Annotated in this window: 15 protein-coding genes; 8 read left to right on the top strand and 7 right to left on the bottom strand. The window is 51.9% G+C overall.

The features are described 5' to 3' along the window. Positions 1–70 precede the first annotated feature (70 nt). A complete protein-coding gene (locus DMB82_RS15755) occupies positions 71–466 on the top strand; it encodes a DUF423 domain-containing protein (RefSeq protein ID WP_116163958.1) in 396 nt (131 codons plus the stop codon). Beyond that, positions 459–1,559: a 23S rRNA (cytidine(2498)-2'-O)-methyltransferase RlmM gene (gene rlmM, locus DMB82_RS15750; protein WP_102118287.1), complete on the top strand. Its 1,101-nt coding sequence runs from the start codon at positions 459–461 to the stop codon at positions 1,557–1,559. The genes DMB82_RS15755 and rlmM overlap by 8 nt, the downstream gene beginning before the upstream one ends. Before the next feature lie 53 nt (positions 1,560–1,612). Here rlmM and xni read toward each other — a convergent pair whose 3' ends face one another. From xni to queF, 3 genes are all read right to left on the bottom strand, one after another. Beyond that, positions 1,613–2,395: a flap endonuclease Xni gene (gene xni, locus DMB82_RS15745; RefSeq protein ID WP_039552223.1), complete on the bottom strand. Its 783-nt coding sequence runs from the start codon at positions 2,393–2,395 to the stop codon at positions 1,613–1,615. Positions 2,396–2,466: 71 nt separating this feature from the next. Next, a complete protein-coding gene (gene ppnN / locus DMB82_RS15740) occupies positions 2,467–3,831 on the bottom strand; it encodes a nucleotide 5'-monophosphate nucleosidase PpnN (protein ID WP_102118285.1) in 1,365 nt (454 codons plus the stop codon). A gap of 310 nt (positions 3,832–4,141) precedes the next feature. Then, on the bottom strand, positions 4,142–4,990 hold the full coding sequence (gene queF / locus DMB82_RS15735) for an NADPH-dependent 7-cyano-7-deazaguanine reductase QueF (protein WP_102118284.1): 849 nt from the start codon (positions 4,988–4,990) through the stop codon (positions 4,142–4,144). A gap of 70 nt (positions 4,991–5,060) precedes the next feature. Here queF and syd point away from each other — a divergent pair, with 70 nt between their 5' ends. The 4 genes from syd (at position 5,061) to DMB82_RS15715 (ending at position 8,096) form a co-directional block, all read left to right on the top strand. Continuing rightward, positions 5,061–5,609, top strand: coding sequence for a SecY-interacting protein (syd, locus tag DMB82_RS15730; protein WP_116163956.1), 549 nt, complete (start codon positions 5,061–5,063; stop codon positions 5,607–5,609). An 833-nt stretch (positions 5,610–6,442) separates the two neighbouring features. Then, the gene (locus DMB82_RS15725) at positions 6,443–6,793 is read left to right on the top strand and encodes a YqcC family protein (RefSeq protein ID WP_102118282.1); all 351 of its coding nucleotides are present in this window, start codon (positions 6,443–6,445) and stop codon (positions 6,791–6,793) included. After that, positions 6,786–7,574, top strand: a complete 789-nt coding sequence (gene truC, locus DMB82_RS15720; RefSeq protein ID WP_116163954.1) for a tRNA pseudouridine(65) synthase TruC — start codon at positions 6,786–6,788, stop codon at positions 7,572–7,574. The genes DMB82_RS15725 and truC overlap by 8 nt, the downstream gene beginning before the upstream one ends. Positions 7,575–7,640: 66 nt before the next feature. Further along, complete coding sequence (locus tag DMB82_RS15715; RefSeq protein ID WP_102118280.1) at positions 7,641–8,096, top strand: flavodoxin; 456 nt, start codon at positions 7,641–7,643, stop codon at positions 8,094–8,096. Positions 8,097–8,168: 72 nt separating this feature from the next. Here the strand turns inward: DMB82_RS15715 and DMB82_RS15710 are convergent, their stop codons facing one another. The 4 genes from DMB82_RS15710 to map all read right to left on the bottom strand — a co-directional run bounded on the left by DMB82_RS15710 (position 8,169) and on the right by map (position 13,320). Further along, positions 8,169–8,558, bottom strand: a complete 390-nt coding sequence (locus tag DMB82_RS15710) for a DUF3461 family protein (protein ID WP_010284811.1) — start codon at positions 8,556–8,558, stop codon at positions 8,169–8,171. A 283-nt stretch (positions 8,559–8,841) separates the two neighbouring features. Beyond that, complete coding sequence (gene dapD, locus DMB82_RS15705; protein ID WP_039490396.1) at positions 8,842–9,669, bottom strand: 2,3,4,5-tetrahydropyridine-2,6-dicarboxylate N-succinyltransferase; 828 nt, start codon at positions 9,667–9,669, stop codon at positions 8,842–8,844. A gap of 28 nt (positions 9,670–9,697) precedes the next feature. Next, positions 9,698–12,412, bottom strand: coding sequence for a bifunctional uridylyltransferase/uridylyl-removing protein GlnD (glnD, locus tag DMB82_RS15700; protein ID WP_102118279.1), 2,715 nt, complete (start codon positions 12,410–12,412; stop codon positions 9,698–9,700). A gap of 113 nt (positions 12,413–12,525) precedes the next feature. After that, positions 12,526–13,320 carry a type I methionyl aminopeptidase gene (map, locus tag DMB82_RS15695; RefSeq protein WP_102118278.1) on the bottom strand — a complete coding sequence of 265 codons (795 nt, stop codon included), beginning with the start codon at positions 13,318–13,320 and terminating at the stop codon, positions 12,526–12,528. Positions 13,321–13,664: 344 nt separating this feature from the next. Here map and rpsB point away from each other — a divergent pair, with 344 nt between their 5' ends. Next, positions 13,665–14,390 (top strand): 30S ribosomal protein S2, encoded by a 726-nt coding sequence (gene rpsB / locus DMB82_RS15690; RefSeq protein ID WP_102118277.1) that lies wholly within the window; start codon positions 13,665–13,667, stop codon positions 14,388–14,390. Between the two features lie 134 nt (positions 14,391–14,524). Continuing rightward, positions 14,525–15,376: a translation elongation factor Ts gene (tsf, locus tag DMB82_RS15685; protein WP_010296401.1), complete on the top strand. Its 852-nt coding sequence runs from the start codon at positions 14,525–14,527 to the stop codon at positions 15,374–15,376. Positions 15,377–15,445 lie beyond the last annotated feature (69 nt).

Below are 15,445 nucleotides of genomic sequence, written 5' to 3'. Positions count from 1 at the left end.
CAAATAACCCACGTAGATAACCCATGCAGGTCGCTACGATGATAGATAACAACGATTATAGGTAACTACGATGAATAGTCGTTTCATGCTGGTGTTTGCTGCTATCAGCGGCTTCACTTTTGTCGCGCTGGGCGCGTTTGGCTCTCACGTTCTCAGCAAAACGCTGGGCGCAACGGAGCTGGGCTGGCTACATACCGGCCTTGAATATCAGGCATTTCATACGCTGGCGATTCTGGCGTTAGCGGTTGCGATGCAACAGCGAACCAATCTGTGGTTTTACTGGAGCAGCGTTTTTCTGGCGTTGGGAACGGTACTCTTCTGCGGAAGTTTGTACTGTCTGGCGCTTTCTCACCTGAAACTGTGGGTTTATGTGACGCCGATTGGCGGAGCCTGTTTTCTGGTGGGGTGGATATTAATATTGGTTGGCGCACTGCGTCTGAAGAGAAAGGCTAAACGCCATGAATAAAGTCATTTTGTATTGCCGCCCTGGGTTTGAGAAAGAGTGTGCGGCGGAAATAACGGAAAAAGCCACGCAGCATAATGCTTTCGGCTTCGCGCGGGTAAAAGAGAACAGTGGCTACGTTGTGTTTGAATGCTATCAGCATGAAGATGCTGAACGTCTGGTCAAAACGCTGCCGTTTCATGAACTGATTTTTGCCCGCCAGATGTTCCTGAGCGGTGAACTGCTGCGCGATCTGCCGTCAGAAGACCGCATCACGCCAATCGTGGGTATGCTGACGGGAGCCATTGAACGCGCGGGAGAGCTGCGCGTCGAAGTTCCCGACACCAATGAAAGCAAAGAGCTGATGAAGTTCTGCCGCAAATTCACCGTACCGCTGCGCGCGGCATTGCGTGAGCACAAAATTCTGCTGGGTTATGAAAAAGCGGATCGTCCGGTGCTGCATGTGCTGTTTATTGCGCCCGGCTGCTGCTATGCCGGTTATTCTTATAGCAATAACAATTCACCGTTTTATATGGGGATCCCACGCCTCAAGTTCCCTTCTGATGCGCCAAGCCGTTCGACGCTTAAGCTGGAAGAAGCGTTTCACGTCTTTATTCCTGCCGACGAGTGGGATGAGCGTCTGGGCAGCGGCATGTATGCGGTGGATTTAGGTGCCTGCCCCGGCGGCTGGACTTACCAACTGGTTAAACGCAGTATGATGGTTTATGCGGTAGACAACGGACCAATGGCACCGAGCCTGATGGATACCGGACAGGTGATGCACCATCAGGCGGATGGCTTCCGCTTTGAAGTGCCGCGTAATAACGTGTATTGGCTGGTGTGCGATATGGTGGAAAAGCCCGCGAAAGTCACCAGCCTGATGAGTGATTGGCTGATCAAGGGCTGGTGTCGTGAAGCGATATTCAACCTGAAGTTGCCGATGAAGAAGCGCTATGAAGAGGTTTCACAGAATCTGGCCATGCTGCGTGAGCGCTTGAGCGAAAATGGCGTTAATGCTGAAGTGCATGCCAAGCATTTGTACCATGACCGTGAGGAAATCACCGTGCATGTTCGTCGTTTCTGGAGCGCGGTGCCCGGCCGTCGCGACGAGCGATAGTTTCGAGCAGGTGCGTATCTGAGGTTACTCAGGTACGCATCCGTATTCATCCGCTAGTGAGAATGCGGCTGAGCGCTATTCTGCACTGGCAGCCTCAGTTGTTGTAGATTGCCATTAAGCGTTAAATCGGTACGTAGCGTCGCGACCTGACGACTGATCAGCGCCATTTCTTTATGCTGCTCCAGCTTCTTACGCCACTTCTCCGGTACGGTATCCAACTGTTGATACAGCGCCTCCAGACTTCCTGCCTGTTGCAAAAGCTGTGTGGCACTTTTAGGGCCGATGCCTGCTACGCCCGGAATCTTGCTGCTGCTAATGCCAGCTAGCCCCCAGTAGTCCGTCAACTGCTGCGGTGACACACCAAACTCCTGTTCGATAAACGGCAGGTCCAGCCAGCGTTTCTGAAAGTAATCCCGGATCTGAATGTGTGGAGCCAGTAGCTGGCAATACCCTTTGTCAGTCGACACGATCGTTGCCTGATGACCTGCGGATGACAACTTGGCGGCCAGTGTAGCCGCCAAATCGTCGGCTTCATTGCCGGGGCTATGCCAACTGGCTACACCAACGGCGGCAAAGGCCGCTTTAATCTGCGGGAGTTCCTGCTTCAGATTCTCCGGCATTGGCGTGCGTCCTGCCTTGTAGTCAGGCAAGAGTTGGTGACGCCAACTGGTATCGCGATCTTCATCATCAAAGACGGCCACCGCGTGCGTAGGCTGACTGTTTTGTATGAGTTGATGCAGCGCATGTTGGCATGCCGTGATACAAGGCGAACCTTGTACCGCATGAATGCGACGTATCAGATTGAGCGCGTCGACAATCAGCAAATGGACGGGCATCGCGTAATTCCTGATGTGATAAGAGGGGGAAGCTAGGCTTCCCCACAGAGGTACGATCGAGCGGTGAACCGTTAGGCGCAGATTTCGTAGCAGGGGATATAGGCGCTGCCGGGCAGCTTCATGCGCTGTTGTGCGACAAAGCCCTGTAGCAGCGTATCCATGCTTTTCATCATCTGCGGGTCGCCGTGAATTTTGTACGGCCCACGTTGCTCAATCGCCTGAATACCGACTTCCTTCACGTTGCCGGCCACAATACCGGAGAACGCCCGGCGCAGCGCGGCAGCCAGCTCTTCAGCCGGCTGATTCGGATGCAGATTGAGGGCGGCCATATTTTCATGTGTCGGCTCAAAAGGCAGTTGCAGATCGGGTGCGATGCGCAGTGACCAGTTAAAGCTGTAGGCATCGCCCGTGTGGCGGCGGCTTTCTTTCACCAGTGGCATCGCTTTCTTCATCTGACGGGCGACTTCTGCTGCATCATTAATGATGATCGAGTAGTAACGACGCGCCTGACGGCCCAGCGTGCTAACAATGAATTCGTCCAGCACGCGGAAATAGTCGGCACTTTCCTCTGGCCCGGTCAGGATAATCGGCAGCACCTGCTCGCTGTTTTCTGGGTTCATCATAATGCCCAGCAGATAGAGGAACTCTTCCGCCGTTCCGACCCCACCGGGGAAAATAATGATGCCGTGTCCGATACGGACAAACGCTTCCAGACGCTTTTCGATATCTGGCATGATAATCAGTTCATTGACCAGCGGATTCGGTGGTTCAGCGGCAATGATGGACGGTTCAGTCATGCCGATGAAGCGTCCTTCTTTATAGCGCTGCTGCGCATGACCGACGGCAGCACCTTTCATTGGCGCTTCCATCGCACCCGGACCGCAGCCCGTGCAGATATTCAGTTCACGCAGGCCGAGCTGACTGCCCACTTTACGGCCATACTGGTATTCGATTTCATTAATCGAGTGGCCGCCCCAGCAGACCACCATGTTCGGTTCTTCCCCGACGTGGAGCGCTCTGGCATTACGCAGGATAGAGAACACCAGATTGGTGATATGGGCGGAATTTTCCAGATTCAGGTTCTGATAGCGACCTGCACTGGCGATTTGGCCATTGACGAACAGAATGTCGCGCAATACGGCGAACAGGTTAGCCTGCAAGGCGCGAATGATGTTGCCGTCAACGAAGGCGTCTTCCGGCGGGTTCACCAATTCCAGTTTGACGCCGCGCTCGCGGCGCAGCACGTTGATATCAAAATCTTCATAACGAGACAGTAGCTCTTTGCTGTTATCTGTCTGGCTACCAGAATTCAGTACGGCGAGGGAACAGTTGCGAAACAAACGGTAGAGATCGCTGCTGGCTGTGCTTTTCAGCATGTCCACTTCCAACTGCGATAACAAATCCATCGATCCCAATGGGCTGATATGTGTAATCAATTTTGCTCCTTGAAACGCAATATAATTCGCGATGCCATGCTGGCTGCCGAGAGCACGTTCCGTTATTACACGCTCGACGTTTCAGCAGCACGGCACGAATGTCATTCATTTAAGGCGCTACGCGCATGCGTTAAATACCTCGGCCTAAATGAAACCTACTTGAGCACCGTTCAGACGTTATGGATCTTTTGTTGTCTGGCACACCACCTTAACGCGCTGCCATCATTTTTTCCAATGTTGGCAGAAGTTTGCTGCCTAACTTGCGTGACGCTACGCATATATCCGTGCAAGCCTGAGATTTATCGGCCGGTTACTGGCGCGGCAGGCGGCCATTTGGTGCAGTAAACGGGGTGTTACTGCGCCACGGGTTGATGTCCAGCCCGCCGCGGCGGGTATAACGGGCATACACGCTGAGCTTTTCCGGCTGGTAATAGTGCATGATGTCGTTAAAAATTCGTTCCACACACTGTTCGTGAAATTCGTTATGATGACGAAATGAGACAATGTAGCGCAGCAGTGCTTCACGGTTGATACGCTTGCCGCGATAGTGAATCTGTACCGAGCCCCAGTCGGGTTGATGGGTGATCAAACAGTTGGATTTCAGCAGGTGGCTGACCAGCGTTTCTTCAACGACTGGCGCGTCCTGTTCGTTGGTCGCCAGATAGTCGGCGTTGAAGTCGTAGCTGTCGATCTGGATGTCTTGGTCGTCGATGCACTCGCCTGTGAATCCCGCTAGTGGCTGGCCTTCAAGCTCGTTGAGTTTGAAAAGCGTGATGCTGACATCCCCTTGTGCACAATGCGCCAGATCCTTGGCTAACGTTGCGCGAACGCTTTCCCAACTGTCGAATGCCGTTTGATTAAAGCTGTTCAGATACAGCTTAAAACTTTTTGATTCAATCAGATTCAGGCTTTCCGCATTGAGATGCATTTCACCAACGGCTACCTGAGGTACGCCGCGATTGTTCAGCCAGGAAAGCTCATAGAGCGTCCAGATATCCGCACCATGAAACGGCAGGCTGTCAGGATAAATGCCGAGTGGATCGCGGTTCAGGCTACGTGGCACGGGTTGCAGAAGTGCGGCATCATAGCGGTCATGATAGGGAGTGGGTTTGCCCAGTGTCAGCCCGCTCAGGGCCTGATGCTTGTCATAGACGGACATGCTGTTACCTTGATGTGATAAGCGTGATGGCGAATAGTGTAACCTGACTAAAAGAGTGATGAGAAAAATTATGGAGCATGAGGTTGTTTCAGCGCTGGCGGCGTTTACCCAGCGCTATGTTGCCTGTTGGCAGCAGGAAAAGGGGCATTTGCCTGCCAGTGAAGCGCTTTACGGTATACCTTCCCCGTGTATTGTCGAAAATCATGACGATACCGTTCACTGGCTGCCGCAGCCTTTTGTTCCTTCAGCCGCATTGGATGGTGTGGAACGTGCGCTGGAAATCAGCCTGCATCCTGATGTTCATGCTTTTTACACCGCGCAGTATGCTGGGGATATGGCGGCGCAGTTTGATTCGCTATCGTGCCAGTTGTTGCAGGTGTGGAGCGAAGAGGATTTCACTCGGATGCAGGAGAATCTGATTGGTCATTTATTAACGCAGAAGCGCCTTAAGCTCACTCCGACGCTGTTTTTAGCGACAACCGATTCGGAGCTGACAATGGTGTCGCTGTGTAATGTTTCTGGGGAAATTATCCTGGAAGAATTTGGCACGAAAAAACGTCAGACTTTAGCGCCAACGCTGGCGGTGTTTCTTTCTGGCCTTAAGCCGTTAGCGGTCTAATGGTTAATCGAATTTCACTTTCTGCTTTGTGAGAGATCTCTTACATTCTCTGTAAGAAATGTCTTATCTTTAATGTTGAAAATATGTTTCATTTTAATTTTTTCATTATTAATTAGTTAATTACAATAAAAATTCGCAGTGTCACTTAAGGGGTGTTGAGAAACACTGTCAATTACCCCTTGCTGAAAGCTGACAATTAATACATCTTATTACTTAAGTTAGTAACCGGTTACAGTGTGTGTAACAGTTACTATAGGTAACAAAATAACGTTACTGCACTCGGGTTGTTTTCAGGAAGAGATATTGTTTCAGGAAGAGATATTGTTTCAGGAAGAGGCATTGTTTCAGGAAGAAACGCTGTTTTAAGGATAAACACTGTTTTAGGAAGAAACAGTCGTTTCAGGAAGAAGCGTTGTTTTCAGGAAGAAAAACAGTTTTCAGGAAGAAACATGATTTCAGGATGAAATCAGGGACACCTCCAGGAAGGAGACCGAGAGCCGATTAGGAATATCGGTGGGGCAGGAGCCTAAAGGGATTGAATCACGGAAGATACAGGATGGAAACGTCAGGAAGAAAGTGGGACGCCAGCAAGGATTGTGGGTTAGGACGACCAAAAAGGAAAAGTTTTCACGGATGAGCAGGGATGCAAATGTGTAGCGGGATAGCTATAAAACGAACCGGGGGTACTGAGCAATCAGTACCCCCAATTTTTTGCCTGTGACTGGAGGGGGTATCATCGATAGCGTATCGCCAACATGCGACGATTGGGCACTGGCTGATATCAGTGCTATGCTTTGCCGCCATTACTGTTGGCGTCAAGGGGGAGAAACCGCATGAGCAGAGAGAACCAGATTCGTCAGTCATTATTAGATATTGAGCGCGCACTGAGGGAAAGCGCTTTCTGGCAGGTTGTCCCACCGGAAGAGCAGGCGTTTAACAGCACGGAGCCCTTTAGCCTCGATACCATGAAACCCGAAGAGTGGTTGCAGTGGGTTTTTTTGCCGCGCATGCATGCGTTATTGGACAGCGATCTGGCGCTGCCCGCTGAACTGGCTTTACTGCCTTATTTCGAAGACGCGCTGGAAGGGTCGCCAGAAGAAACAGCGGCGGTTCTGTTGCGTATCAAACTGCTCGATGAGCTATTCGCCCCCGATGTACAGGATGGCGCAGTGCACGATGCTTGAGATTATTTATCAGGATGAGCATCTGGTTGCCGTCAATAAACCCAGTGGCTGGTTAGTCCATCGTAGCTGGCTGGATCGCAAAGAAAAAGTCGTGGTGATGCAGACCGTGCGCGATCAGATCGGCCAGCACGTGTATACCGTTCATCGTCTCGACAGGCCGACATCCGGCGTGTTGCTGCTCGCGTTGTCCAGCGAGGTGGCCCGTGCGCTATCACAGCAGTTTGAATCACACCAGATGCAAAAAATGTATCATGCCGTTGTGCGGGGCTATGTGCTGGATGATGGTGTGATCGATTATGCGCTCACTGAAGAGCTGGACAAGATCGCCGACAAGTTTACCAATCCTGATAAGGCGCCGCAGCCTGCTGTCACGCATTACCGTTCCTTGGCGCAGGTCGAAATGCCGGTCGCCATCGGCCGCTACCCAACGGCACGCTACAGTCTGATGGAGCTGAAACCACAGACCGGACGCAAGCACCAACTCCGCCGCCATATGTCACATATCCACCATCCGATTATTGGCGATACCGCGCACGGCGACCTGCGACACAATCGCGGCATGGAATCGCACTTCTCCTGCGGCAGGCTCATGCTGCATGCCAGCGAGTTGCAACTGAATCATCCGGTGAGCGGTCAGCCATTGACGTTGCAGGCGCGTTGGGATGCGCCGTGGCAGGGCGTGATGACACAGTTTGGCTGGCAGGGGATTCTCCCTGAGTTTGAAGGGGTTGAGTTTCCTGCCGACTCAGGTCAGGATAGCGATCATTTCGCTGGGCAGTAGCTCTGTCTTATTACTGCCGTATTACTTTTATATCCAACATATCGAATTAAACAGGGAGTCAGAAGCATGGCGCAGATTGGTATTTTTGTTGGTACGGTCTACGGGAATGCATTGCTGGTGGCCGAAGAAGCCGAAAATATCCTCAAGGATCGTGGCCATGAGGTTAAGGTCTTTGAAGATGCGACGCTGGAATCCTGGCTGGACTACCGCGAGCAGACGGTTTTAGTTGTCACGTCGACGACGGGACAAGGCCAGTTGCCTGATTCTATTGTTCCGCTTTATGCCGCACTGCGTGATAAAGGCGGTTACCAGCCCGCGCTGCACTATGGCGTGATTGCGCTGGGTGACAGCAGTTACCCGAATTTCTGCGCGGGTGGCCATCTTTTCGATGCCTTATTGCAGGAAATCGGTGCTAAGCGTCTGGGCGATGTGTTGGACGTTGATGCAGTCGAGCATCCAGAGCCGGAAGTGATTTCATGCCCGTGGGTTGAAGCATGGGCTGATTTGGTTGATGCGCAGTGATGCCGTGCTGAAATGACAAACGGGAGCCTGTCGCGCTCCCGTTTTCGTTGCGGCCTGTTGAGATAATCGTGCTTAGCGATTCTTGGTTAGTTTCTCTAAATCTGCTTCGATTTCGGTAATTTTGTTGGAAACCACGCTTTCCAGATGACGCAGGTCGTCAAGGATTTTGCGTTTCAGATCGACTTCAACCTGTTCCTGTTGGCAGATTTTGTCCAATTCATCAATTACATAGCGAAGGTTTGGGCTGATCTCGTTGATCTCTTTGTAGCCCTGTCCAGAATTGTCTGCCACGATGGTCTTGCGCTGGCGTGGATACTTGAACTTCACGCTTTTAGCGAAAAACTCGCCCTTATCTTTACGAAAATAGATTTTTAGGATGTCGTTGTTTGCTTCCTGACGCAGGCTATAGCGATCGATATCATCGGGATTGGTAATGCCCAGGCTTTTTAGATTGTCGTACATAGCGTCACCTTCTCGGTTTTTAGATATACCCGTCATACTTCAAGTTGCATGTGCGTTGGCTGCGTTCAGTCACCCGAATCACTTACCCGAGTAAGCTCATCGGGATGAAATGAGAGACATCCTGTCTCTCACCGAAGGCCAGCCGCTGGCTGGTCAAATTCGTTCCAGACGAATTTGTCCTTCGCTTGCCGCCTGCCTGAAACTCGAATTATTTAGGGAACATATAAATAACTTATCGTTCGAGCATAAAAAAACGGCGGGTGAATAACCCGCCGTTTCTAGTTTAGTCGATGGAGCGTAATAACTCATTGATTCCCACTTTCGCGCGGGTTTTCGCATCCACTTTCTTCACAATGATTGCACAGTACAGACTGTGGCTGCCATCTTTGGACGGCAGGTTGCCGGAAACCACAACGGAGCCCGCTGGGACGCGGCCATAGTGAATTTCACCGGTTTCACGATCGTAAATACGGGTGCTTTGGCTGATGAACACGCCCATAGAGATGACGGAACCTTCCTCAACGACAACGCCTTCCACGACTTCAGAACGCGCACCGATGAAGCAGTTATCTTCGATGATGGTTGGGTTCGCTTGTAACGGCTCCAGAACACCACCGATGCCGACGCCGCCGGACAGGTGAACGTTTTTACCGATCTGAGCACAAGAACCTACGGTTACCCACGTATCCACCATCGTGCCTTCATCAACGTAAGCGCCGATGTTGACGTAAGACGGCATCAGCACGGTATTACGTGCGATATAGGCACCGCGACGCACGCTGGCCGGCGGTGCAACGCGCACGCCTTCACGCTGGAAACGCGCTTCATCATAGTCAGCGAATTTCATGGGTACTTTGTCGAAAAAGCGTGTTTCTCCGCCTTCGATAAGTTGGTTATCGTTAATTCGGAAAGAGAGCAGCACGGCTTTCTTCAGCCATTGATGGGTAACCCATTGGCCGTCGATTTTCTCTGCAACGCGCAGGGCGCCGCTGTCCAGCAGGTTGATAGCTTGATTGACGGCTTCACGCGTGACGGTGTCTGCGTTTGCCGGAGTGATTTCAGCGCGGCGCTCGAAAGCCGTCTCAATGATGTTCTGTAATTGTTGGTGCATCCTGATTTCTCTTTCCTGATTGTAAAAATTAACTCAATGATACTTTATCGTTTGGGTTAAGGGCTTCTGTCAACCGTTCTTGCAATTTAAGGCGTAAATCCGGCTTTAATGCCCGTCTGTCGCTGTCGGCCAGAATGAAAAGATCCTCTACCCGCTCGCCGATTGTGGAAATTCGCGCGCCGTGCAGCGACAGGTTGAGATCGGCAAAAATTTCACCGATCCGTGCCAGCAGCCCTGGTTGATCGAGTGCGCTGAGCTCCATGTAGCTGCGTCTGTCCGTGTGCGTCGGCAGGAAGTTGACTTCCGTTGGTACGCTGAAATGACGCAGCTTGGGCGACGGTCGGCGTACGCGCGGGTGTTGATAGTGCCGATGTGTCAGCGCCTGTTCCAGCGCGTGACGTATCATTTCATGCCGATCCTGCGCCAGCGGGCTGCCGTCGGGTTCCAGCACGATGAACGTATCCATCGCCATGCCGTCGCGGCTGGTAAAAATCTGCGCATCGTGCACGCTGAGGTTGCGTCGATCTAACTCACCGGCAACCGCCGCGAAAAGATATGGCCTGTCTGGGCTCCAGATAAAAATCTCTGTACCGCCACGGCTAGCTTGATGGCTGATCAGCACCAGCGGTTTGTTGACGTCATGCTCCAGCAAGTGGCGCGCGTGCCAGGCAAGCTGGTTTGGCGAGTGGCGCAGGAAATAATCGGCCCGACAGCGGCTCCAGATGTGGTGCAGCGCTTCTTCGTCAATGTTGTCCATGCGCAGCAGCGCCAGCGCCTGCAAGCGGTGATGCCGGACGCGTTCGCGTAAATCTGGGGTATTTTGCATGCCGCGGCGCAGCTGTTTTTCCGTCGCGAAATAGAGCTCACGCAACAGGCTCTGTTTCCAACTGTTCCACAGCGTTTCATTGGTGGCGCAGATATCCGCAACTGTCAGGCTGACCAGATAGCGTAAGCGGGTTTCGCTCTGCACTTCGGTGGCAAATTGCTGAATGACAGTGGGATCCTGAATGTCGCGACGCTGTGCGGTGACGGACATCAGCAGGTGGCAGCGCACCAGCCAGGAAACCAACTGCGCTTCACGCGAATTCAGCCCGTGTAGCGCCGCAAACTCCAGCACATCCTGCGCGCCCAGTTCAGAGTGATCGCCCCCACGGCCTTTCGCGATATCGTGGAACAGCGCGGCCAGCAGCAATAACTCAGGCTGGGGCAGACGAGGGTAGAGCTCTACACACAGCGGATGCTGGGGGCGCGTATCCTCGCCGGCGAAGCTTTCCAGTTTGAGCAAAACGCGGATCGTGTGCTCATCCACCGTATAGGCGTGAAACAGATCGAACTGCATCTGACCGACGATGTTTCCCCACAGCGGCATATAGGCCCACAGCACGCTGTGGCGATGCATTGGCAGCAGCGCACGGCTTACCGCATGCGGATGGCGCAGAATATTCATGAACAGCTGGCGCGCTTCTGGGATGGTGCAAAGCGGGCTGGCGAGATGGCGACGAGCATGGCGCAGTTGGCGCAACGTGGTGGAGTAAATGCCGCTGATGTCACGGTTGCGTACCATTAGGTAGAACATGCGCATGATGGCTTCCGGTTTTTTGATAAACAGGTTTTCATCGCGCAGGTCTAGCAGGTTGCCGCGTAGCTGAAATTCATCGTCAATCGGGCGAGGTTTTTCACTTGCATCCAGCGCCAGAATCGCTTCGTCAAAGAGTTGCAACAGCATCTGGTTCAACTCGCTGACGCGACGCGTCATACGATAGAAATCCTTCATCATGCGCTCGACTGGCGTGTTGCCTTCGCCCTGATATTGCAGTAGCTGTGCGACGTTCAACTGCCTGTCGAACAGCAACCGGTTGTCGTAACGCGGCAGGATCAGATGCAAAGCGAAGCGGATGCGCCACAAAAAGCTTTGACACTCGTTCAGCTCTTTACGCTCCGCTTCTGTCAGAAAGCCGAAACCCACCATTTCATTGAGTGAAGTCGCGCCGAAGTGGCGTCTCGCCACCCACAGCAACGTGTGAATGTCGCGTAGCCCGCCTGGGCTGCTTTTGATGTCGGGTTCCAGATTGTAGCTGGTGCTGTGATAGCGTTGATGACGCTCCTGCTGTTCGGCGATTTTTGCCGGGAAAAACGTGGCTGACGGCCAAAATTCATCGCTGAACACGTGTTTTTGCAGCGTAAGAAACAGGGCGACATCACCGCATATCATGCGGGATTCGATCAGATTTGTTGCGACGGAAATGTCTGCGCGTCCTTCCTGTAAGCACTCTTCCAGCGTTCTGACGCTATGGCCGACTTCCAGCTTCAAATCCCACAGTAGGGTGATGAATTCGCCGACGCGCTGGGAATGTTCTTCACTCAACGCCTTCTGGCTTAATACCAGCACATCGATATCGGAAAGCGGGTGCAGCTCTCCTCGGCCATATCCGCCAACAGACACGAGCGATGTTTGGGCGATATTTTCAAAACCGTAGAAGTACCACAGCCGCTGCAACAGGCGATCGATGAACAACGTTCTGGCATCAATCAACTTTTCTGCGCTGACGCCGGAACGGAATTCTGAACCGAGCCAAAGCTGAAACAGTTCCAACTGCTGTTTTAACGTCTGACAATCTAGCATGTCATCTGCATAGGTCAGCGGTGATGCGGGCAACTGCGCGGGTGCAATAGGATCTGTAGGGCTGTTTGATGAGGCAGCGTCAGGTGGTGTACTGTCTGGCGAAAATCGGTTATCTGTCATAGCGCAGCCCATAAAAAAACGCAGAGCGCGTTTTTCAACGTCGCTTGCGACGGCCCGTAGGGGGGCGTGCTTTCTGCACACCATAAAAAAGCCGGCGTCTGCCGGCTTCGTGTTTACTGTTCATGCGTGATGATGTTGGGGATGGTGTCATCCTTTCGCAACGTCATTATTTCGCAGCCGTTATCGGTTACCACAATAGTATGCTCGTACTGTGCCGACAAGCTGCGATCTTTGGTTTTTACCGTCCAGCCGTCTTTCATCGTACGAATACGGTAATCACCGGCATTGAGCATAGGCTCGATCGTGAATGCCATACCCGCTTGCAGCACGACGCCACCGTCGTCTGCATCGTAGTGCAGCACCTGTGGCTCTTCGTGGAAGCCTTTGCCGATGCCGTGACCACAATACTCACGCACTACGGAGAAGTTATTCCCTTCCGCAAACTGCTGGATCGCTTTACCCAACGTGCGCAGTCGAATGCCCGGCTTAACCATTCTCAGCGCCAGATAGAGGCTTTCCTGCGTGATGCGGCAGAGGCGCTCACCCAGAATGGTCGGTTTGCCAACGATAAACATTTTTGACGTATCGCCGTGGAAGTCGTCTTTGATTACGGTGACGTCGATGTTGACGATATCACCATCTTTCAAAATGCGTTCTTCGCTAGGAATGCCGTGGCACACCACTTCGTTGATGGAGATGCAGACGGATTTCGGGAAGCCGTGGTAGCCCAGACAAGCTGAAATGGCCTGCTGCTTGTTGGTGATGTGATCGTGACAGATTCTGTCTAATTCGGCAGTACTTACGCCCGGTACCACGTGGGGTTCGATGATTTCCAGGACTTCGGCAGCCAGACGGCCAGCTACGCGCATTTTTTCGATGTCTTCAGGAGTTTTAATTGAAATTGCCATTGATGATTGTCCGCAGGTGCCTGTTAAGCACAAAAATTAAGAGCGATAACTAATAACTTATGTTACCAGCCATGCCGTTTGCTTGCCAAACTATCATTCTGATTTGTGGACAATTGAATAACAAATGTTGGTGTCGTTGGGGGATTTATGGTATAAAGCGCGCCGATGATCCGGCTGGATATCGGTTATACGGTATTCAACGACATCGACTAAACTCACTTTGTGTAAATAACACACACATGTCGGCACGTTCGCCGGGGTGCTCCTGAGGTGTTTCACCGGATGGGGTCGGCGCAATGGGACATGTGGAGGCATAACCCCATACTTAATTAATAGAGGTAATCATGGCAACTGTTTCCATGCGCGATATGCTCAAGGCTGGCGTACACTTTGGTCACCAGACCCGTTACTGGAACCCGAAAATGAAGCCATTCATCTTCGGTGCACGTAACAAAGTTCACATCATCAACCTTGAAAAAACTGTACCAATGTTCAACGACGCTCTGGCTGAGCTGAGCAAAATTGCTTCTCGCAAAGGCAAAATTCTGTTCGTTGGTACTAAGCGCGCAGCAAGCGAAGCGGTAAAAGATGCGGCCAACAACTGCGATCAGTTCTTCGTGAACCATCGTTGGTTGGGCGGTATGCTGACTAACTGGAAAACCGTTCGTCAGTCCATCAAACGTTTGAAAGATCTGGAAACCCAATCTCAAGACGGCACGTTCGACAAGCTGACCAAAAAAGAGGCGCTGATGCGCACTCGTGAACTGGACAAGCTGGAAAACAGCCTGGGCGGTATCAAAGATATGGGCGGTCTGCCAGACGCGCTGTTCGTTATCGACGCCGATCACGAGCACATCGCAATCAAAGAAGCTAACAACCTGGGTATTCCGGTATTCTCAGTGGTTGATACCAACTCCGATCCAGATGGCGTTGACTTCATCATCCCTGGTAACGATGACGCAATTCGTGCAGTTAACCTGTACCTGAGCGCTGTTGCTACTGCTGTCCGCGAAGGCCGTTCTCAAGATCTGGCTGTGCAGGCAGAAGAAGGCTTAGTAGAAGCTGAATAATAAGTCTGGCTCGTTGAGCCCTTATTAACCAGGTAGTACTAGTTTGGTTAGGGGCCTTTTTATGGCCCCTTTTTCACTTTTAAAGCTGTTTGGTCGTGACGACCAGGCAGAAAAAATCTTCCGAGGATTTTAGAATGGCTGAAATTACCGCATCCCTGGTAAAAGAGCTGCGTGAGCGTACCGCTGCGGGCATGATGGAATGTAAGAAGGCGCTGGTTGAAGCTAATGGCGACATCGAGCTAGCAATCGAAAACATGCGTAAATCCGGCGCGATTAAAGCGGCGAAAAAAGCAGGTAATGTTGCTGCTGATGGCGTGATCAAGACTAAGATCGACGGTAACTACGCTGTGATCCTGGAAGTTAACTGCCAGACTGACTTCGTTGCTAAAGACGGTGGTTTCCAGGCGTTTGCTGACAAAGTGCTGGATGCTGCTGTTGCAGGCAAAATCACTGATGTTGACGTGCTGAAAGCACAGTTCGAAGAAGAGCGTGTTGCGCTGGTTGCTAAAATTGGTGAGAACATCAATATTCGCCGCGTTTCTGCTCTGGAAGGCGAAGTTCTGGGTAACTACCAACACGGTGCGCGCATCGGTGTTCTGGTTGCTGCTAAAGGCGCTGACGAAGAGCTGGTTAAACACCTGGCTATGCACGTTGCCGCAAGCAAGCCTGAATTCGTTAAGCCAGAAGACGTGTCTGCTGAAGTGGTAGAGAAAGAATACCAAGTTCAGTTGGAAATCGCGATGCAGTCTGGTAAGCCGAAAGAAATCGCAGAGAAAATGGTTGAAGGCCGTATGAAGAAATTCACCGGCGAAGTTTCTCTGACTGGCCAGCCTTTCGTTATGGATCCAGCCAAGTCTGTTGGCCAACTGCTGAAAGAGCACAACGCTGACGTGACTAACTTCATCCGTTTCGAAGTGGGTGAAGGTATTGAAAAAGTTGAGACTGACTTTGCTGCTGAAGTTGCAGCGATGAGCAAGCAGTCTTAATAGCAAAAAAAGAGCCGCCAGTTGGCGGTTCCTTTTTATCCAGCCCAAAGAGTTTTAGTACGCTTGGTT

The organism is Pectobacterium aquaticum (assembly GCF_003382565.3).
GTDB classification, from domain to species: Bacteria; Pseudomonadota; Gammaproteobacteria; order Enterobacterales; family Enterobacteriaceae; genus Pectobacterium; species Pectobacterium aquaticum.
Note: the sequence above shows the minus strand (reverse complement) of the source record. Positions and strands in the feature narration are given on the sequence as shown.